Source organism: Kribbella sp. (assembly GCF_035687465.1).
GTDB lineage: Bacteria > Actinomycetota > Actinomycetes > Propionibacteriales > Kribbellaceae > Kribbella.
Map to the genome: position 1 here is coordinate 1 of NZ_DASRXP010000289.1, position 18,936 is coordinate 18,936.

13 protein-coding genes are annotated in these 18,936 nt (G+C 69.3%); 10 read left to right on the plus strand and 3 right to left on the minus strand.

Features of this window, described 5'->3' with window-relative positions; genetic code table 11:
* Positions 1–132: 132 nt before the first annotated feature.
* Positions 133–888 carry a 3D domain-containing protein gene (locus tag VFG33_RS14430; protein WP_325026532.1) on the plus strand — a complete coding sequence of 252 codons (756 nt, stop codon included), beginning with the start codon at positions 133–135 and terminating at the stop codon, positions 886–888.
* On the opposite strand, the gene VFG33_RS14435 is transcribed toward VFG33_RS14430, so the two are convergent.
* On the minus strand, positions 869–1,447 hold the full coding sequence (locus tag VFG33_RS14435) for a TetR/AcrR family transcriptional regulator (RefSeq protein ID WP_325026534.1): 579 nt from the start codon (positions 1,445–1,447) through the stop codon (positions 869–871). The genes VFG33_RS14430 and VFG33_RS14435 overlap by 20 nt on opposite strands.
* Positions 1,448–1,509: 62 nt before the next feature.
* On the opposite strand from VFG33_RS14435, the gene VFG33_RS14440 reads away from it, so the two are divergent.
* Genes VFG33_RS14440 through VFG33_RS14455 form a run of 4 tightly spaced genes read left to right on the plus strand, consistent with a single transcriptional unit; the run spans position 1,510 to position 5,117 of the window.
* Complete coding sequence (locus VFG33_RS14440) at positions 1,510–2,064, plus strand: GNAT family N-acetyltransferase (RefSeq protein ID WP_325026536.1); 555 nt, start codon at positions 1,510–1,512, stop codon at positions 2,062–2,064.
* Positions 2,065–2,116: 52 nt separating this feature from the next.
* Complete coding sequence (locus VFG33_RS14445) at positions 2,117–3,475, plus strand: APC family permease (RefSeq protein WP_325026538.1); 1,359 nt, start codon at positions 2,117–2,119, stop codon at positions 3,473–3,475.
* Complete coding sequence (locus VFG33_RS14450; RefSeq protein WP_325026540.1) at positions 3,472–3,897, plus strand: hypothetical protein; 426 nt, start codon at positions 3,472–3,474, stop codon at positions 3,895–3,897. The genes VFG33_RS14445 and VFG33_RS14450 overlap by 4 nt, the downstream gene beginning before the upstream one ends.
* Positions 3,897–5,117 (plus strand): glutathionylspermidine synthase family protein, encoded by a 1,221-nt coding sequence (locus VFG33_RS14455; RefSeq protein ID WP_325026542.1) that lies wholly within the window; start codon positions 3,897–3,899, stop codon positions 5,115–5,117. Before VFG33_RS14450 ends, VFG33_RS14455 begins: the two co-directional genes overlap by 1 nt.
* A gap of 55 nt (positions 5,118–5,172) precedes the next feature.
* On the opposite strand, the gene VFG33_RS14460 is transcribed toward VFG33_RS14455, so the two are convergent.
* Complete coding sequence (locus VFG33_RS14460) at positions 5,173–6,633, minus strand: NAD-dependent succinate-semialdehyde dehydrogenase (RefSeq protein WP_325026544.1); 1,461 nt, start codon at positions 6,631–6,633, stop codon at positions 5,173–5,175.
* Positions 6,634–6,701: 68 nt separating this feature from the next.
* Complete coding sequence (locus tag VFG33_RS14465; RefSeq protein ID WP_325026546.1) at positions 6,702–7,778, minus strand: MsnO8 family LLM class oxidoreductase; 1,077 nt, start codon at positions 7,776–7,778, stop codon at positions 6,702–6,704.
* A 133-nt stretch (positions 7,779–7,911) separates the two neighbouring features.
* Here VFG33_RS14465 and VFG33_RS14470 point away from each other — a divergent pair, with 133 nt between their 5' ends.
* The 5 genes from VFG33_RS14470 (at position 7,912) to lysX (ending at position 18,924) form a co-directional block, all read left to right on the plus strand.
* On the plus strand, positions 7,912–10,803 hold the full coding sequence (locus VFG33_RS14470; protein WP_325026548.1) for a type 2 lanthipeptide synthetase LanM family protein: 2,892 nt from the start codon (positions 7,912–7,914) through the stop codon (positions 10,801–10,803).
* Complete coding sequence (locus tag VFG33_RS14475; RefSeq protein WP_325026551.1) at positions 10,800–11,000, plus strand: hypothetical protein; 201 nt, start codon at positions 10,800–10,802, stop codon at positions 10,998–11,000. The genes VFG33_RS14470 and VFG33_RS14475 overlap by 4 nt, the downstream gene beginning before the upstream one ends.
* Positions 11,001–11,138: 138 nt before the next feature.
* On the plus strand, positions 11,139–14,060 hold the full coding sequence (locus VFG33_RS14480; protein WP_325026553.1) for a helix-turn-helix transcriptional regulator: 2,922 nt from the start codon (positions 11,139–11,141) through the stop codon (positions 14,058–14,060).
* A gap of 190 nt (positions 14,061–14,250) precedes the next feature.
* Entirely contained in the window at positions 14,251–15,480 is a 1,230-nt protein-coding gene (locus VFG33_RS14485) for an ROK family transcriptional regulator (protein ID WP_325026555.1), read from the plus strand.
* 87 nt (positions 15,481–15,567) lie between these two features.
* On the plus strand, positions 15,568–18,924 hold the full coding sequence (lysX, locus tag VFG33_RS14490; protein ID WP_325026557.1) for a bifunctional lysylphosphatidylglycerol synthetase/lysine--tRNA ligase LysX: 3,357 nt from the start codon (positions 15,568–15,570) through the stop codon (positions 18,922–18,924).
* The last annotated feature ends 12 nt before the right edge of the window (positions 18,925–18,936 follow it).

Genomic DNA, 18,936 nt, shown 5'->3' on the forward strand with positions numbered 1-18,936 from the left:
CGGCGCCCGCTCTGCGCTGGCTGCTGACAGGACTTACGTCAACACCTTGACTAAAGGCGCCGGGCAGGTCCTACTTGGTGCTGAACCTCAGTTCGCCTTGTTGGCCCGCCCCGTACTGGAGGTCTGTTCTTCATGCGCAGAAACCGTTTGATGCAAGGGCTTTTGCTCTCTTCCCTGATAGTGACCGGGCTGGTTGTCGCACCGGGGACCGCCTCGGCGGCGCTGCCGGCCTGCCAGCACTTCTACACCGGACCGATCCCCGATCGGCCGATCTCTGGTGGTCATGGCAACGGGACCACCGCACCGGCGTACGACGTGAGCGGGCGGCTGCCGGCGCCCACCGGGATCAACGGCGGATTGGGGACCGACGGCCGGGTGACCTTCACCTTCAGCCGGGTCGCCGGAGCCAAGGCGTACCGGGCGTTCAAGAACGGCCAGGCGCTGCAATGGATCAGTGACTGGGGTCAGCCGACGCTTCAGGTGACGGATGCGAGTCCCTGCGCCGGTGCGCACTACCAGGTCTACGCGATGTCCAGCGATGACTCCTCGGCCTCGTCGGTCGGGCAGATCACCACCTCGTTCCGGCTGAACTCCTCGAACCGGCTCGCCGCGTTCACCCTGGCCAAGGGGACCACGCTGAACTACCGCGTCTCGGCGTACAACGATGTGGCCCAGACGGCGCTCGGGTACAACGCCGGTACGGGGATCTGCGCGGTCGACGCCCGGATCGTCCCGTGGGGAACCCGCTTGTTCGTCCCGGGCTACGGGCACTGCTACGCGGCCGACATCGGCAGCTGGATCAAGGACGACATCGTCGACGTCTGGTTCCCGCCGGGCCCGGCTGCCGACAACTGGGGCATCCAGCGCCTCAACCTCGTCGTGGAGTAAGCGCCTCGAGGTGAGAGTCCAGCAAGGCGAGGAGCCGTTTGCGCGGGAAGGTTCGCGGGTCGAAGAGAGCCTGTACTACGAGTCCGTGGGTGAACGCGGCCAGTCCTGCCACCAGGTCATCGGGATCGCCTGGTGGCAGGTCGCCGTGCTGTTGTGATTCGACGACTAGTGGTTTCAAGCGGCTTCGCCAGCGCTTGTACCGTGCCTTCTCCAGGGCATGCAGCTCCGGATCGGCGAGAGCGGCGTCCCAGGAGCTGACCCAGACGCGGTTGATCTCGGTGGCTTCGGGGGTCAGCGGCAGGACGGCTGCCAGCGCAGTACGGAGGTCTGTTGTTGCTGGGACCAGGTCGCGGGTGCGGGTCTCGGCCAGCTCGAGGGCGTGCTTGACCAGCGCGTGCTTGGACGGGAAGTAGTGGGTGAGCAGACCGGTGGACGCGCCCATCTCGGTGGCGACCGCCCGCAGGGTGAGGCCGCCGAACCCGTCGGCGGCGAGCACGCGCCAGACCGCGGCCGAGACATCGCGTCGTCGTGCTTCGTGATCCGTCTTCGCCGGCATCATGCACCTCCTGAGGGGCTATAGTACGTACCGAACGTTTGTTATGTACTTTGGGGAGGGTGTCCATGTTCGCGACGAAGATCACCGGGAACGCCGAGCTGCGTCCGCTCGAGCCCTGGCAGGCGGCCGAGTTCCTGGCGCATGTGGAGAAGGCACGCGCCAACATCGAGCCCTACATCCCGTGGGCCGAGCTGATCGTGGACGAGGAGGCGGCCCGCAGGTTCCTCCGCCGGTACGCCGATCGGCAGGCGGCGGACGAAGGGCGGATCTACGGGATCTGGCTGAGTGGCGAGCTGGTCGGCGGGGTGCTGTTCAGGACCTTCGAGGCGAGGTGGGGAAGCTGCGAGATCGGGGTCTGGCTGGCCGCCCATGCGGAAGGGCAGGGGTTGGTCTCGCGGAGTGCGCAGCAGCTGATCGACTGGGCGATCGGAGTGCGCGGGCTGAACCGGGTCGAGTGGCGTTGCGTGCCGACCAACGCCCGCAGTGTCGCGGTCGCGAAGCGCCTCGGCATGACGTGTGAGGGGACGCTGCGACAGGCCTTCCCGTACCGCGGCGACCTCCACGACCTCCAGGTGTGGTCCCTCCTCCGCGCCGAATGGGAGCACCGCCCCTGGGGATGACCCGGGGTGCGGTGGGAGTGCTGAGCTGGTGAGGTGGCACCCTGGTCTGACGATGACGACGACTGAATCGCGGTCCAGGGGACGAAGCCTGCGCCGGGACGCACTGGGGATCGGCTCATCGACTGCGATCGGGGTCGCCTCGACGGCACCGGCGTACTCGCTGGCTGTCTCGGTCGGGCTACTGGCCGGATATGTGGGAGCGGCCGCTCCCCTCGTGCTGGCCCTGAGTGCGATCCCGGTGGTCCTGGTCGCGCTCTGCTTCCGTGAGCTGAACCAGGCGGAGCCGGATGCCGGGACCACGTTCAAGTGGACCGAGAAGGCGTTCGGGCTCGGCATCGGCCGGATGGTCGGCTGGACCACGGTGATGGCCTGCGTCCTGGTGATGAGCAACCTCGCCCAGGTCGCGGCGGTCTACACCTACGACCTGCTCGGGCTGGACAGCGCGGTCGACTCCCGGCTCGCGCAGGCGGGGCTGGGCACGGTGTTCATCCTGGTGATGGCCCTGCTCGCCTACCGCGGGATCCAGGTGGCGGCGTGGACGCAGATGCTGCTGCTGACCGTGGAGCTGGTCGCGTTGTTGTGGTTCGCGATCGAGGCGTTCCGGGAGGCGGGCAGCCTCAGCATCCCCGCGTTCTCCAACACCGGTGACGGCGCATGGGCTGCCGGTGTCCTCGTCGCGGTGTTCCTCTACTGGGGCTGGGACTCGTCCTTCAGCGTCAACGAGGAGTCCCGCAACCCACGCAGTACGCCGGCCATCGCCGCCCTGATCGCGAACGGCGTCCTGATCATCCTGTACGTCGTGGTCGCGTGGGCCGCGGTCGCGTACGCCGGGGTCGACCCGCTCACGGAGATCGCGGACGACGACTTCTTCGCCGCACTCGGCACGGAACTTCTCGGGTCCGCCGGCGGCAATCTCCTGATCGCCGCCGTCCTGGTGTCCGCCCTGGCCTCGACCCAGACCACGATCCTGCCGACGGCCCGGACGATGCTGTCGATGGCTCGCCAGGACGCCTTCCCCGGGCAGTTCGCCCGGATTTCGGCCCGCTACCAGACACCGAGCGTGTCCACCTGGGTGTTCGCCGGAGCCAGTGTGCTGACCTACGTGACCCTCGTGCTCACGTCGGACGCGGTACTGGCTGACTCCGTGGCGGCGGTGTCCGTGCTGGTCTCGCTGTACTACCTGGCCACGGCGGCCGCAGTACCGGTGTATTTCCGGGGACAGCTCCAGGGACGCGTGCTGCAGCGGGTAATCGTGCCCGTGCTGGCAGCGGTGTCCTTCGTGGTGGTGCTCGTGTGGGCGGTCGCCGACGTGGGAACCGGCCCCCTGGTTGTCGTGGGTGTAACGATGGTGGTTGGTGCGGCCATCATGTTCTCGATGAAACCGCACCCCGAGGGGGAGGAAAGAGCGTGACCGAGCGACGGATGCGCAGTGCCGGGATCACCCTCGGCCTGACGGCGCTGGTCGCCGCCTCGCTGACCGGCTGCTCGAACGACGACGACCAGCCCGACTACGCCGCGATCTGCGTCGACCCGCAGACCGACCAGCGCGCGAGTGACGACAACTGCAAGGACGAGCGCGAGTACCACGGGTCGGGTGCCGGGTTCTTCTGGTTCTACATGGCCACCCGGGGCGGCGCCCTGGTCCCGCCGATCGGTGGTCGCTACAACGCCGGCAACGGCACCTACACGATCCCGCAGAGCCGGCCCGCCGGAACCGGCACCAGCGGGTCGCCGACGATCAAGCGGGGCGGCCTGGATCCGGGCGGCGGTGACATCGGCACCATCAGCCGCGGCGGGTTCGGCAAGTCGGTCAAGGGGAGCTCTGGCGGCTGATGTGGCGGCACGCGATCAAGCCGCGGCCGGACTGGCGGGACAAGGTCGTCGAGCAGGGCCTGGTGTTCCCGATGACGGACATGCCGGACGGCACCGAGCGGCCGTACTGGAACGAGAGCGCCTGGTACGAGGTGACGATGGACGAGGTGCTGCACCTCGAACGCGTCACCGAGGAGCTCTACGCGATGTGCAAGCACGCCGCCTCGGTGATGGTGGGCCGGTTCAGTGACGACCAACTCGGTCTGGCGTCCGGCACCCTGTCGCTCGTGCAGCAGTCGCTGAAGCGGGAGGACCTCTCCGTCTATGCGCGGTTCGACCTTGCCTGGAACGGCGTCGAGCCGAAGATGCTGGAGATCAACGGCGACACCCCGACCGGGCTGCTGGAGTCCGCGGTGATCCAGTGGAACTGGCTGGAAGACGTGTTCCCGGAGGGCGACCAGTGGAACTCCGTGCACGACCGGCTGGTCAAGTGGTGGGCCGAGCGGCTCGCGGCCGGCGCCTTCCCCGGTAACGAGGCGCACTTCTTCAACTCGGGCGCCGAGACCACCGGCGAGGAGGCGATGACGGTCGCCTACCTGCGGGACACGGCGGCGATGGCGGGACTGGCGACGTACGGGCATGAGATCGAGGACCTCGGCTGGGAGTCGGCGCAGCGGGCGTTCGTGGATTGGGGCGGGCGGAAGATCCGGACCGCGTTCAAGCTCTACCCGTGGGAGGACATGCTCGACGAGGAGTTCGGCCGGTACCTGCTGGCCGGCGTCGAGCGCGAACCGGTGCAGTGGATCGAGCCGATCTGGAAGACGATGCTGTCCACCAAGGCGATCCTGCCGGTGCTGTGGGAGCTGTACCCGGACCACCCGAACCTGCTGCCCGCGTACTTCGGATCGCCGGGCGACCTGCTCGAATGGGTCGCTAAACCCTTGCAGGGAAGAGAAGGCAGCAACATCCGGATCCACACGATCGCCGCCCCCGAGGACCACGTCCAGGACGGTCCGTACGCCACCGACACGATGATCTACCAGGAGTGGCACCCACTCCCGTCGTACGAGGGCAACCGCGCGGTGATCGGCAGCTGGGTGATCGACGGCGTCGCCGCCGGCATGATGGTCCGCGAGTCCGACGGCCCCATCACCGACTACTACGCCCGCTTCGTCCCCCACGCCATCGGCACCTCCCCCCGCCCCGACTCGGACACCATCAAGTCCTGGCTCACCGAATAGCCCACAGCGTCCGAAGAACCTTGCGCTATAGGCCAAGGTTCTTCGGACGTTGTGGTTAGTCGAGGGAGACGGCGAGGTATTTGACTTCGAGGTATTCGTCGATGCCGATCGGGCCGCCTTCGCGGCCGAGGCCGGAGTGTTTGACGCCGCCGAAGGGGGCGGCGGGGTTGGAGACGATGCCCTGGTTGAGGCCGATCATGCCGGTTTCCAGGCGCTCGCTGACTCGGAGGGCACGACTGAGGTTCTGGGTGAACAGGTAGGAGACCAGGCCGAACTCGGTGTCGTTGGCCATCGCGACGGCCTCGTCCTCATCCTCGAAGGCGGTGAGGGGAGCAACCGGGCCGAAGATCTCCTCCTTCTGCAGGCGTGCGGTCTTCGGGACGTCGGCCAGCACCGTCGGCGGGTAGAAGTAGCCGTTGCCCTCGGCAATCGATGCGCCGGTCAGCACCTGAGCTCCTTGAGCGATGGCGTCGTCGACCAGGTCCTTGACCTTGTCGCGCTGCTTGCCGTCGATCAGTGGGCCGACCTCGACACCCTCCTCGGTGCCCCGGCCGACCTTCAGCGCCGCCATCCGTTCGGTCAGCTTCGCGGCGAACTGCGTCATCACGGACGAGTGCACATAGATCCGGTTCGCCGCCGTACACGCCTCGCCGCCATTGCGCATCTTGGCGAGCATCGCCCCCTCGACCGCCTTGTCCAGGTCGGCGTCCTCGAAGACCAGGAACGGCGCGTTGCCGCCGAGCTCCATGCTGGTCCGCAACACCTGGCCGGCAGCTTGCTCGAGCAGCTTCACCCCGACCGGGGTGGAGCCGGTGAAGGAGAGCTTGCGGGTCCGATCGTCACGGATCAGCGGTTCCATCACGCCGCCCGCGTCGCTGGTCGTGACCACGTTCAGTACGCCGGGCGGCAGTCCCGCCTCGGTCATCAGGTCGGCCAGCTTCAGCATCGACAACGGCGTCTGCGCGGCCGGCTTCACCACCATCGTGCAGCCCGCGGCGACGGCCGGGCCGATCTTCCGGGCGCCCATCGCGGCCGGGAAGTTCCACGGCGTGATCAGCAGACAGGGACCGACCGGTTGCCGCATCACCAGGACGCGGCCCTTGCCGTTGGGCGCGACCTGGTAGCCGCCGTCGATCCGGACCGCCTCCTCGGCGAACCAGCGGAAGAACTCCGACGCGTAGGCGATCTCCGCCTTCGACTCCGCGACCGGCTTGCCCATCTCCAGCGTCATCAGCAGCGCCAGGTCATCGGCCTGCGCTGTCATCAGCTCGTAGGTTCTCCGCAGGATCTCGCCGCGGTCCCTCGGCGGCGTCGCGGCCCACTCGGCCTGCGCGGCGACAGCGGCATCCAGCGCGGCCACACCGTCCGCGGGACTGGCATCAGCCACGTCGCACAGCGTCGTACCGGTGGCCGGGTCCTCGACGGCGAGGGCCTTGCCGCCCTCGGCCGGTCGCCACTTGCCGGCGATGAAGAGCTCGGTCGGACACGCCTTGAGGACTTCCTGCTCCCGCGACATCACCATCGCCTTTCGCTAGTCGGCATCTCCACCTTAGGCCGACCGGGTGAGGCGGTTCAGGATGTGGTTCAGGCAGTGGCGACGAAGTGCGGGGCGGGGCGTGGGACGGTGCGGACTGCCCGGCTCAGGCCGGTCGCGACGGTCCTGAGGATGGACGAGCGGATCAGCCCGTCGAAGGCGAGCGGAACCAGCATGACCTCGTCAGCGGCAGTATTGGCCGCCAGCGCACCCAGCCGCGCGACCACGGTGGCCCGAGAGCCGATGATGTGGCCGGGATCGTTCAGCAAGCGCTCGGCCTTGGCCCGCTCGCGTCCGGTGATCGGGGGCTCCAGCCGTTCGAGCAGCTCGGTCGGTGTGGCCCGCCGCGGGGCCGAGGTCAGTCGCGCCTTCGTCCGCACGTACTCCGTCAGCCGGACCAGCGCCTCCTCATCGGTGTCCGCGGCAACCACAGCCACTGACACCCCGAGATAAGGCTTCCCGGCCGGCCCGGTCGGCTCGAAGCCGTCCCGGTACGCCGCCGCAGCCGCCAACGTGACAGAGGCGGCCCGGTGATGAGCAAGGAACGCCGGCAGCCCCCGTACTGCGGCCACCTGCGCAGCGCCCGGGTTGTCCGCCAGCACGAACACAGGCGGCGGCAACCCAGCCAGCGCGAGCCGAACATCTCCCACCGGGGCCAGCCCCGGCAGTCCGTCCTGGAGGAACCCGCAGACCTCATCCAGCCGCTGCGCGAACGTATCCCTCGCAGCCTCGCTCCACCCCAGCGCAGCGGCCGTGCCTGGAGGAACCGTCTCGGCCCGGCAGACACCGAGATCGATCCGGCTCGGATACGCCGCACCCAGCGCAGCGAACTGCTCGGCCACGACCAGCGGCTGGTGGTTCGTCAACTGCACACCACCCGAGCCCAACCGGATCCGGTCGGTCCGAGCGGCCAGTATCGCGGCAAGCACGGCTGGGCTGGCACTGCCGCTCCCCCGCACTCCATGGTGTTCCGCAAGCCAGAAGCGGCGATAGCCCAGGTCGTCTGCGGCCTGCGCAACCTCAGCAGTCTCCCGGAGTGCGGCTGCCGCGGACTGGCCGGCCAGCTGCGGTACGACGTCGAGCACCGAGTGGGCTGAGACCGGTAGGCCGGGAGCGTAGTTGTGCACACGCTCACCGTGACACTTGCAAGCCTTCCCCACATGGGGGTTGTGCCCCCAACTTCGAGCGGCTTCCGGAGAGCAAGAAATATGGGGGCTTCCTACCCATGTCTGCGGCGTCGCACGGTGTCACGCTGACGGCGTGCTCGACTCCGCGCCCATCGAAGCTCCCCCGACCGGTCCGCCGAAAGCCTGGTGGTCCGCGGGGATCGGTCCGCATGAACTCGGCCGGACGATGCCGGCCTGGGCGGAGTACGTCGAGCGCAGTACGTCGACTGTGACCACCTCCACACCCGCGACGGGTGACTGGCAGCAGGCCATGGTCAGGTGCCTCGAACCGCTGCTCGCATCGGCCCGGCAGGACCTGGCCGCGGCCGGACAGACCGGTGCGGTCAGCGAGCAGTTCCTCCACGGACTCGGCCTTCGCCTGGTCAGGCTGGCGTCCCGCACCCTGGTGCGGGAGCTCGCCCGCGCCCGGCACCGCGGCGACCTGACCGGCGCCACCCCGGCCGAGCGGTTTCTCGACTTCACCCACCGGCTCGTCGGAGGGAGCGAGCTGGCGGAGTTCCTGGCCGCCTACCCAGTGCTGGCCCGGGTCCTGGGCGAGGCGTGCCGGCAGGCGGTCGAGGGTCACCTCGAGCTGCTGGCCCGCCTCGCTGAGGACCGCGAGCAGCTGGTCGGTGAACTCCTGGGCGGTGACGATCCCGGTGTCCTGACTCGCGTCGAGCCCGGGGGCGATCCGCACCGCGGCGGGCGCTGCACCGCCACCCTCACCTTTCAGGACGGACGCCAGCTGGTCTACAAGCCCAGGTCGCTCGACCTGCACGCGCACTTCAACGACCTGGTCGGCTGGCTGAACTCGAAGACCGACCTGACGGTCAAGACAGTCCACGTACTACGGCGCCCGGGCTACGGCTGGCTCGAATTCATCCCGCACAACGCCTGCAAGGACCTGTCCGACGTACGCCGATTCTACCAGCGGCAGGGCGCACTCCTTGCCCTGCTGTATGTGCTGGACGGCACGGACATGCACTGCGAGAACCTGATCGCCGATGGCGACCAGCCGGTGCTCGTGGACGTCGAGACCTTGTTCCACCCGAGCATGATGGCCAGCGGTGCCCTCAGCCGCGACCCGGCCTACATCGCCTTGCTCAGCTCGGTCTCGCGGACTGCGCTGCTCCCGTTGCTGGTGACCGGTGAGCACGGTGTCGCCGACCTGTCGGGCGTGGGTGGCGACGAGGGCAGTACGGCTCCTCACAGCGTGGTCGACTGGGCAGACGCCGGCCTCGACTCCATGCGCCTGGTCCGTCGGCCGGGTACGACCATGGGCCGCCCCAACCGGCCCCAGCTGAAGGGTGCCGTGACAGAACCACGGGACCACGAGGCCTCCTTGCTAGCAGGGTTCCGGACCGCGTATGAGGCGATCGCCCGGCACCGCGACGAACTGCTGGGCGCAGACGGTCTGCTGGCCGCCTGCGCGCAAGACGAGATCCGCTATGTCGCCAGGCCGTCCAACCTCTACGCGACGCTGCTGGACGAGTCGACCCATCCGGACGCACTACGCGACGCGAGCGGTCACAGCCAGTTGCTCGACCTGCTCTGGGACGCCGACGAGGAGCTGCGACCACTCGTTCCGTTCGAACTGGCCGAGCTGTGGACGGGCGACATCCCCCTGTTCACCGCGCGGCCGGACAGCCGTGATGTCTGGGCTGCGGACGGCTCCCGGGTGCCGGATCTCCTGGCGGCCAAGGGACTCGAGACCGTCGAGGCGAAGCTCCTGGCGATGGGTGAGATCGACGAGCACCGTCAGAAGTGGGTGATCTCCGCCTGCCTGGCCACCCGGCCGGAGCCTGTGATTCACGCCACTACCGCGGTCCGGCCCGGGCTCGGCGCTGCGGAAGCCGATCCCGAGCGGCTGCTCGCCGCGGCCACCGACCTCGCCGACGAGATCATGGCCCAGGTCGTCGGCACCAGCGGCGGACCCGCGAACTGGCTCGGCCTCGAACTACTAGACGACCACCACTGGGCCGTCCTCCCGATGGGCGCAGGCATCTCCTACGGCTACACCGGTACTGCGCTGTTCCTGGCGCAGGTCGGCGTCCTCACCGGAGCCAGCAAGTACTGCGAGCTCGCCAGTGACGCGATCCGCCCGATCCCGCGACTCCTGGAGAAGCTTGCCGCGAACCCGGAGTCCGCGCAGGCCGTCGGACCCGGACTGTACGGCCTCGGCGGAATCACCTACGGGTTGAACCGCCTGAGCCACCTCCTGGGCGACTCCGACCTCACCCGGTGCGTCGCGGATGCGCTGGAGGTCATGGAAGGCCTTGCGCCCGACGACTTCCCCAACTACGGAGAAGGTGCTGCCGGCGGGCTGGTCGCAGTACAGGGGATCCCTGGTGCTGCACGGCTTGCGGCACGCTACGCCGACGAGCTGGTTGCCGCTGTGGAGCTGCTGACGCCTGCACCGGCTGCCGGATTCGCCCGCGGGTATGAGGGAATCGCCTTCGCTCTGGGGCAGTACGGCGTACCTGGAGACAAGTACGCCGAGGCTGCGAAGGTTGCAGTCGAACTGGATCGGCGGGACGAGCCTGTCGATGCCGGTTGGTGCTCAGGAACTGCGGGGACCACGTTGGCCCGGCTCAGCGCCGGTGTGCCCGTGGAGCTCGGCAAGTACCTGAAGACCGAAGCAGAACGTCCGGTGCTCGCCGACACGAGTCTGTGTCACGGCGAGCTCGGCACGGTGGAGCCACTGCTGTGGCTCGCCGACCGCGAGCATCCAGCCGCTGAGGCAGTCCGGCGCCGGCGGGCCGGGTTGGTGCTCGCCGCAGTACAGCAGTACGGGCCGCACTGCGGTACGCCGCGAGCCGTTCCTTCTCCCGGTCTGCTGACCGGGCTGGCAGGGATCGGCTACGGCATGCTCCGCCTCGGTTTCCACGGGCAGATCCCGTCCGTCCTGCTGCAGGAGCCATCCGCCGGCCGGGAGCGCCTACTACCGCACCGGCCCGGCCATCACCTGACAGGGGTTACACCATGACCGCCCAGCACCTGCACGACCACAACCTCGACCTGCGGCAGGCAGACGCCGAGCACGACGATCCGATCGGTCCCGTCACGCTGCCGATGCGGACCAAGGTCGGCGCCCGCGCCCTGGGGCTGGTCGCCGGCGCCAGCGCCGCGGCCCTGGCCATGCAGGCCGTACTGGCGGGCGCATCGACCGACACCACGATCTAGCGAACTGATTCCCGCTCCGATCGCCGGATGCCGGTCGGTTCCAGCAGGCGCCTGGTCTGCTGGAGCCGGCCGGCGACCGGTGATCGGAGCGAACCTTCGGACTGCGACCGCACCGACCCGCGATTAGAGTTTGCAGCCATGCAGACCCATGCGCCTGGAGTGGTCGGCAGAGACGAGGAGATCACTCAGCTCGACCACCTGCTGACGGCGACGCGTGCCGGCCGCGGGGGTGCGGTCTTTCTCATCGGCGAGCCCGGGATCGGGAAGAGCCGGCTCGCCGCGGTCGGCACTGCCGACGCCCTCGACCACAGCATGGTCACGTTGCGTGGCCGGGTCGGCGCGATCGGCACCACAGTGGCCTTCCGCCCGTTCGCCGAGGCGCTGCTGTCGCTGGTCCGCCGGGGAGAAATGCCCGACCCCGAGAAGCTGGGACCGTACCGCCGGGTGCTCGGCCGGCTGGTGCCGGACTGGGACTACGGCGACTCTTCGGACAACGCGATCTCGACGGTGGTGCTGGGCGAGGCGGTGCTCCGGCTGCTCGAACTGGTCGGGCGTGACCGTGGCTGCCTGCTCGTGCTCGAGGATCTGCAGGGTTCGGACCCCGAAACGCTGGCGGTGATCGAGTACCTGCTCGACAACCTGGAGGACCAGCCGATCGCTCTGGTCGCAACAGTACGGTCGGAGCGCTGTCCCGCCGCGGAGCTCGCACAACTGGCCCAGCAGCGGGGAGCCGCGACCCTGATCGAGCTGCGGCCGCTCAACCGCGCGGACGTCCGCGAGCTCGCCGCCACCAAGCTCGAGGTCGCTCCGGACGCCGTCCCCGACCAGCTCGCCGAACGGCTGTGGGCCGACAGCGCCGGGATTCCCTTCATCGTCGAGGAGTTGCTGCAGGAGGCGAGCCGGTCCGGGCAACTGCTGGCTTCGTCGGACGGGAGCGTCCAGGTCGTCGACGACCTGCGGATGACGATCCCGGCCGCGGTGGTCCGCAGTATCAGCAGCCGTACCGATCAGCTCGGCCCCGAGTCCCGCGAACTCCTGGTGCTGGCGGCCGTGCTCGGTCACCGGTTCCCGCTCAGCGTGGTCCGGCAGGCCAGCGGTATCGGCGAGCGCCAACTGCTGGCCACCCTGCGCGCCGGGCTGGCCGCCCAGCTGGTCGGCCCGGACGAGCCCGTGCCCGACTGGTACGCGTTCCGCCATCCGCTGACCGCCGAGGCGCTGCTCGCCGGGCTCAACCCGACCGAGCGCGCGGCGCTGGCCCGACGGTGTGCGGATGCGGTCGAAACCCTGCATCCCGGGTTGCCCGGCGAGTGGTCCCCGATGGTCGGCGAACTGGCCGAGGCCGGCGGGGACGTCGGCCGGGCTGCGAGGTTGTTCGCCGAGACCGGGCGGCGGTCGTTCGACGAGGGCTCGATGGGAACCGCGGTGAACCTGCTGGACCGCGCGTACACCTTGCTGACCGGCGACCCAGACGTCGGTTATCGGGCCGGCGTGCTCGGTGCCCTGGTGCTCGCGCTGGGCGAGACAGGTCAGTTCGAGCATCCGGCGGCCCGCACCGAGACGATCGACAACCTGGCCGGAGCCGGCCTCGACAGCCGCCGGGTAGCGGCCCTGCACGTCCGGCTGGCCGAGTTCGAGCACACCGCGGGCCGGTGGGCGTCGGCGATCAGCCATGTGGCCACCGCGCGCTCCCTCCTCGGTCAAGAGCCGGCCGATGCGGACCTGGCGCCGCTGGACGCGATCGCGGCCGCACTGGAGATGACCAGGACGAGTCCCGGCCGGCTCAAGTCGGCAGCCGCGCTCGGTGCCCGCGCCGCCGAGGCCGCCAAGCGTGCGAACCTTCCGGCGGTCGAAGCGGATGCCTGGCAGCTGCTGGGCATCCTCGCCCGCGAGCACGACCTCGGGCAGTCGATCCGCTACTTCCAGCAGGCCCGGCAGGTCGCCACGGACAACAACATGGGACTGCAGCGCGTGGTCGCGCACATCTTCCAAGCCGGTTCGATCTGCCTGGCCGATGGCAGCGTCGCCGAGCTGGAGGCCGCCAAGCAGCAGGCGCTGAAGATCGGCGCGATCCCCAGCGCCTACGAGGTCGACCGTGTCCTTGCCCAGCAAGCGGTACTGCGGGGCGAGTACGACCGGGCTGCCCTGATGATCGAGGAATGCCTCGAGGTGACCCGGCGGCTCAAGCTCAGCCGCGGCGCGCCGTACGTGCTGGTGACCAAGGCAGTGCTGGCCGGTCATCAGGGCCGTCGGGCCGCGATGGCGGAGATTCTTTCCGAGCTGGCGGCGTACGGCGAACGGGCCTCGCACGAGTTGCCGTTGTCCTACGGGATGGCCCGGACCTTCTGCGCACTGCTCGAGGAGAACCGCGAGCTGGCGGAATCCGAGATGGCTCAGGCGCTGGCGTACGACGCGCAGAACCCGACCAAGTTCCACATGGCCGGGAAGGATGGGGTCGGCCTGCTGCTCGGAGTACTGGCTGGCCGGAACGGGTGGGCCCACTTCGAGGCGGTGACCGCGACGGCGGCCAGCGGGATGCGGTGGAACCGGCAGTTCGTGGAGTTGGCGCACGCCGTTCTGCTGGGACGGGACGGCCGTAGGGTGGAGGCCGTGGCGAAGGTTGCCGAGGCTCAGGAGACATCCTCGATCTACCCGATGGCCCGGCACCTCGGGCTGCGCCTGGTGGCGGAGCCCGCGCACGCGGACGGCTGGGGTGACCCGATCACCTGGCTGCGGCAGGCCGAGGACTACTTCCACAACGCGGAAGTGGCCGCCGTCGCCGGTGTGTGCCGCAGTATGTTGCGCCAGCTCGGAGCGACGGTCTCGCAGCGGCGGACCGGTACCGATCAGGTCCCCGCGCACCTGCGGCAGATGGGTATCACCAGCCGCGAGTACGAGGTCTGCATGCTGCTCGTCGACCGGATCGGCAACAAGTCGATCGCTTCGCGGCTGCACATCTCTCCCCGTACCGTGGAGAAGCACGTCGCCAGCCTGATGACCAAGACCCGGCAACCCGATCGTGAGGCGCTGAGCAGTTTCGCCCGGACGGTGTTGCAGGACTGATCCCCGGGCGCGTGCGTGTGCTGGGTGCCAGGCAGCCCGGACAGTGATAGTTGTCGACTCACGGATTTCGGGGCGCCCGCCCGCCCCCGGTGTCCCAGGTCGCTGCTGGCGGCGCGCGCAAGCGGCAGGGATAATTTATGAACGCTCGCTTTATATATAAGATGGGCGAGTGGCAGGCAAGGGGTCGGACATGAGCAAGGGAACGGTCGGCGGCGGCGGTACGACGATGCTGCGGCGGATCAACGTCGCCGCTGTGCTGGATGCGGTCCGCCGCTCGGCACCGGCACCACTGCGCGTCGCCGAACTGGTGGAACGCACCGGTCTGGCCAGACCGACCGTGGCACAGGCGGTCGACGAACTGCTGGACGCCGGCTGGCTGCAGCAGCACGGCCCGGATTCGGCGGACCGCTCGCTCGGCCGCCCGGCCATCCGCGTCTCGCTGCGCGGTCGCGCCGCGCCGGTGCTCGGCCTGGACGTCGGCCCGCACCGTGTCACGGTCGGCGTCTCCGACCTGGCCGGCCGCAAGCTCTCCCTGGTACGCCGTTCCGGGCCCGGGTGGACCGCCCAGGAACTGCTCGGGGTGATCAGCGAGGTCATCACCGAGGCACTCGCCGAGGCGGAGGTGCCGGCCGAGGACATCGCGGCCGCGGTCGCCGCCAGCCCTGGCATCGTGGACGAGCACACCGGCCGGGTCCAGCTGGTCCCGAGCGTGCCGGGCTGGTCCGCGATCGACCTGACCAAGCACGTCCGCAGCCTGCTCGACTGCCCGGTGATGCTCGACAACGACGCGAACCTGGCCGCACTGGCCATCGCCGCGGCCCGGGGTGGCACCGGGACTCTGCTCGCCGTGCAGTGGGGTGAGCGGCTCGGTGCCGGCATCGTGATCGACGGCCGGTTGCACCGGGGTACGGGTGCGGCGGGCGAGATCGGCTTCATCGCGACCGGTCCGGACGACGTGATCAACCCCGAGGACAGCCGCGGACCGCTGGAACGCGCTGTCGGTTCGGAGGCCATCGCGGCACTCGGGCGACAGGCAGTGCTCGACAACCCGGACTCGCGGTTGGCAGAGCTCGGACGGGATCAGCTGGACACCGCGGACGTCTTCGCGGCGGCGGCAGAGCGCGACCCGGTGGCTCAGGCGGTTGTGCAGCAGGTGGCCCGCGACTTCGCCCGGGCCCTGGCGCCCGCAGTACTGGTGCTCGACCCGACCGCCGTGGTGATCGGCGGCGGTGTGGCACGAGCCGGCGCAGTACTGCTCGACGCCATCTCGGACCAGCTTCGCCTGCTCACGCTGAACCACCCGAAGCTGGAGCTCTCGGCCCTCGCCGAGGACGCGGTCGTCACCGGTGCGATGCGAATGGCCCTCGACGAGGTCTGGCAGCGCAAACTCCCCACGCCCGCCCTCACCACCCCCGCCTGAGGCTCGCCCTTAGGGAGTGGACGGTGCGCCGGCGCCGCGGATCGACAGGTTGCGCTGTCCGAACGCCGTCGGTGGGATGATCGCTGCGTGTCATCGGAACAGGACGTCCCGCAGTGGCAGCACCGCGCAGCGGTCTGGGTCGGGAGAATCGTCGTCGCCGCGGCCGTCTGGTCGTCACTGGCCATCGTTCTGCATCTCTTCGCGCCGTCGCTGGTCAAGAAGGTCGAACTGGCGTTCTCGTTCTTCGGCATCCCGGCCGGCCATACCGTCTTCTCGGCCGTCTACCTCACCGTGATCGGCAGCGCCCTGCTGCGCGGCAAACGAGCGGCGCTGCTCTGGGTGCTGCTCGTCTTCCAGGCGCTGTGGCTGCTCGGCTGGCTTGCCGAGGCCGGGCTCACGGCAGCCCGGCTCGCCTACCCGGAGGACGAGTCGCTGCGCGCTGAGTTCGGTGAGACGACGAGCCAGGACCTGGTGTTCGCCATCGCCCAGGTGGTGGTGATCGCCCTGCTGATCGTGCTGCTGTGGCGGATCCGCGGCGCGTTCCCCGCCCGACTGGCCCCTGGTACCAGGCGGCTGTCGGTTCTCGCCCTGGTCGCCGGCCTGCTGGTCTCGGTCGCGGTCAGCATCACCCTGACCCAGCTCTTCCCGCACACCCTGCACGGTCAGCGGGAGAAGATCGTCGGGGCCCTCCTGGCCGTCCTCGGTCAGAGCCGGTACCGGATGGGCTCCGGCCACGAGGGGCATGGCTGGGTCGGGCTGACCGTCGGCACCATCTCGGCGGCTTCCCTGGTGATCGCGTTCGCGATCTTCCTGCGTTCCGTCCGCCGGGTCCGCTACCTGAGCCAGCTCGAGGAACTCGGGGTCCGCCGGCTGCTGCTGCTCGAGTACGGCGAACGCGACTCACTCGGGTACTTCGCGACGCGGCGCGACAAGGCAGTCGTGTTCTCCCCCGACGCACGGGCCGCGATCGCCTATCGGGTGGTCAACGGGGTCAGCCTCGCCAGTGGCGACCCGCTCGGTGATCCCGCGGCCTGGCCCGGCGCGATCAAACGCTGGCTCGCGGAAGCCCGGACGTACGGCTGGTCCCCCGCGGTGTTGTCCGCCGGCGAGGAGGCGGCCCACGCGTACGTCGACGAGGGACTGCGAGCCCTGAACATGGGCGACGAGGCGATCATCGACGTCGCCGACTTCACCCTGGAAGGCCGGACCATGCGCCCGGTCCGGCAGGCGGTCACCCGGGCCCAGCGAGCCGGCTACCACGCCGAGGTCGTCCGGCATGGGGATCTGGCGCCCGCCGACCTGGCGCAGTACGTCGACCTGGCCGAGCGATGGCGTGGCGCCCAGACCGAGCGAGGATTCTCGATGGCCCTCGGGCGGCTCGGCGATCCCGCCGACGCGCGGTGCGTGATGGTGATCGCGCGCGACGCCGACGGCGTAGTACGAGGGCTGCTTTCGTTCGTGCCCTGGGGCGTGCGGGGGGTCTCGCTGGATCTGATGCGGCGTGATCCCGAGTCGGTGAACGGGCTGATGGAGTTCATGGTCACCGCGTTGGTCGATGCCAGCGCCGACCTGGGCGTGCATCACGTCTCGTTGAACTTCGCGATGTTCCGGGAGATCTTCAGTGACGCCGAACGGGTCGGCGCCGGTCCCGTCCTGCGATTGACGAACGCGTTGCTGACGGCGGCTTCGAGGTTCTGGCAATTGGAGAGCCTGTACCAGTCGAACGAGAAGTATCTGCCTCGATGGTCGCCTAGGCTGATCTGCTATTCCCGGGGAGCCTCGCTGGCGCAGGTCTTGCTTGCCGCCGGCACCGCCGAGGGGTTCCTGCCCGCACCTCGCCCGTGGACCCGCGTCGACACAGCGAAGACCGCCGAGCGGCACGCGATCATGGCCTCCGACGGCGGACGCTTCGCCACGGCCGTCCGCGAGCAGGAGCACGAGCTGCTCCGGCCCGCCCTGCCGGAGCGCAAGCTCACCGAGCAGGAGCGGATCCGCCGTGCCAAGCTGGACGAGCTAGTTGCTGCTGGCATCGACCCGTATCCCGTCACGGTGCCCCGGACCGACACACTCGAACGAATCCGGGCCCTGCACGCGAACCTTCCCGCCGACCACCACACCCGCCAGCAGGTCTCCATCACAGGCCGGGTGATGCGGCTGCGAAACCACGGTGGTCTTGCTTTCGCACAGCTGCAGGACGGATCGACCTCTCTCCAAGTGATGCTGACCGCCGACTCGTGCGGTCCGGTCCAGCTGGCGAACTGGCGGAAGCTGGTCGACATCGGCGACCACGTGAGCATCACGGGCGAGGTGGTCACCACCCGCCGCGGCGAGCTGTCGGTCGCGGCGAGCGACTGGTTGATGGCCGCGAAGTGCCTGCATCCGTTGCCGGACAAGCAGAAGGGCTTCACCGATCCGGAGGCCCGGGTCCGCCAGCGCCACCTGGATCTGGTGATGAACCCGGAGTCCCTGCAGATGCTGCAGTACCGAAGTACCGCAGTACGGGCCCTGCGCAACGGTTTCGAGTCGCGCGGGTTCATCGAGGTGGAGACGCCGATGTTGCAGGCGGTGCACGGCGGGGCCAACGCGCGGCCGTTCGTGACCCACATCAACGCCTACGACACCGAGCTGTACCTGCGGATCGCGCCCGAGCTGTTCCTCAAGCGGCTGACCGTCGGCGGGCTCGGCAAGGTCTTCGAGCTGAACCGGAACTTCCGCAACGAGGGTGCCGACGGGACGCACAACCCGGAGTTCACCTCGGTCGAGGCCTACCAGCCGTACGCCGACTACAACGTGATGCGGGAGCTGACCCGGGAACTGCTGATCGAGACCGCCACCGCGGTGTTCGGCAAGCCGGTGATACTGCGGCCGCAGGGCGAGATCGACATCTCCGGGGAGTGGCCCGTCGTCACCGTGCACGAGGCGGTCAGCCGCGCGACCGGAGTACCGATCGATGCCGGTACGCCGGCGCCGCGGCTGCGGGAGCTCTGTGCGGATCATGGGGTTCACGCGGCGTTCGACCTGTCCGCGGGCGAGCTGGTCCTTGAGCTCTACGACGAACTGGTCGAGCCTGCGACGACCGTGCCGACCTTCTACACCGACTTCCCCGTGGAGACCTCGCCGTTGACCCGCAAGCACCGGGACGACCCGCGGCTGGCCGAGCGATGGGATCTGGTCGCCTACGGCGCGGAGATCGGTACTGCGTATTCGGAGCTGGTGGATCCCGTCGAGCAGCGGCGCCGGCTGACCGAACAGTCGCTGAAGGCGGCCGCTGGTGATCCCGAGGCGATGTCGCTGGACGAGGACTTCCTGGGCGCGCTGGAGTACGCGATGCCGCCGACCGGTGGACTCGGCCTCGGTGTCGACCGGGTGATGATGCTGCTGACCGGCCAGAACATCCGGGCCACCCTCGCTTTTCCCTTCGTCCGGCCGACGCCGCGTCCGTAACCGCCTTTCGGC

Excerpts from the sequence above, each read along its gene's own strand:
- VFG33_RS14430 (WP_325026532.1), top strand. The coding sequence starts at position 133 with ATGCGCAGAAACCGTTTGATGCAAGGGCTTTTGCTCTCTTCCCTGATA.
- VFG33_RS14435 (WP_325026534.1), bottom strand. The coding sequence starts at position 1,447 with ATGATGCCGGCGAAGACGGATCACGAAGCACGACGACGCGATGTCTCG.
- VFG33_RS14440 (WP_325026536.1), top strand. The coding sequence starts at position 1,510 with ATGTTCGCGACGAAGATCACCGGGAACGCCGAGCTGCGTCCGCTCGAG.
- VFG33_RS14445 (WP_325026538.1), top strand. The coding sequence starts at position 2,117 with ATGACGACGACTGAATCGCGGTCCAGGGGACGAAGCCTGCGCCGGGAC.
- VFG33_RS14455 (WP_325026542.1), top strand. The coding sequence starts at position 3,897 with ATGTGGCGGCACGCGATCAAGCCGCGGCCGGACTGGCGGGACAAGGTC.
- VFG33_RS14460 (WP_325026544.1), bottom strand. The coding sequence starts at position 6,633 with ATGTCGCGGGAGCAGGAAGTCCTCAAGGCGTGTCCGACCGAGCTCTTC.
- VFG33_RS14475 (WP_325026551.1), top strand. The coding sequence starts at position 10,800 with ATGACCGCCCAGCACCTGCACGACCACAACCTCGACCTGCGGCAGGCA.
- VFG33_RS14480 (WP_325026553.1), top strand. The coding sequence starts at position 11,139 with ATGCAGACCCATGCGCCTGGAGTGGTCGGCAGAGACGAGGAGATCACT.
- VFG33_RS14485 (WP_325026555.1), top strand. The coding sequence starts at position 14,251 with ATGAGCAAGGGAACGGTCGGCGGCGGCGGTACGACGATGCTGCGGCGG.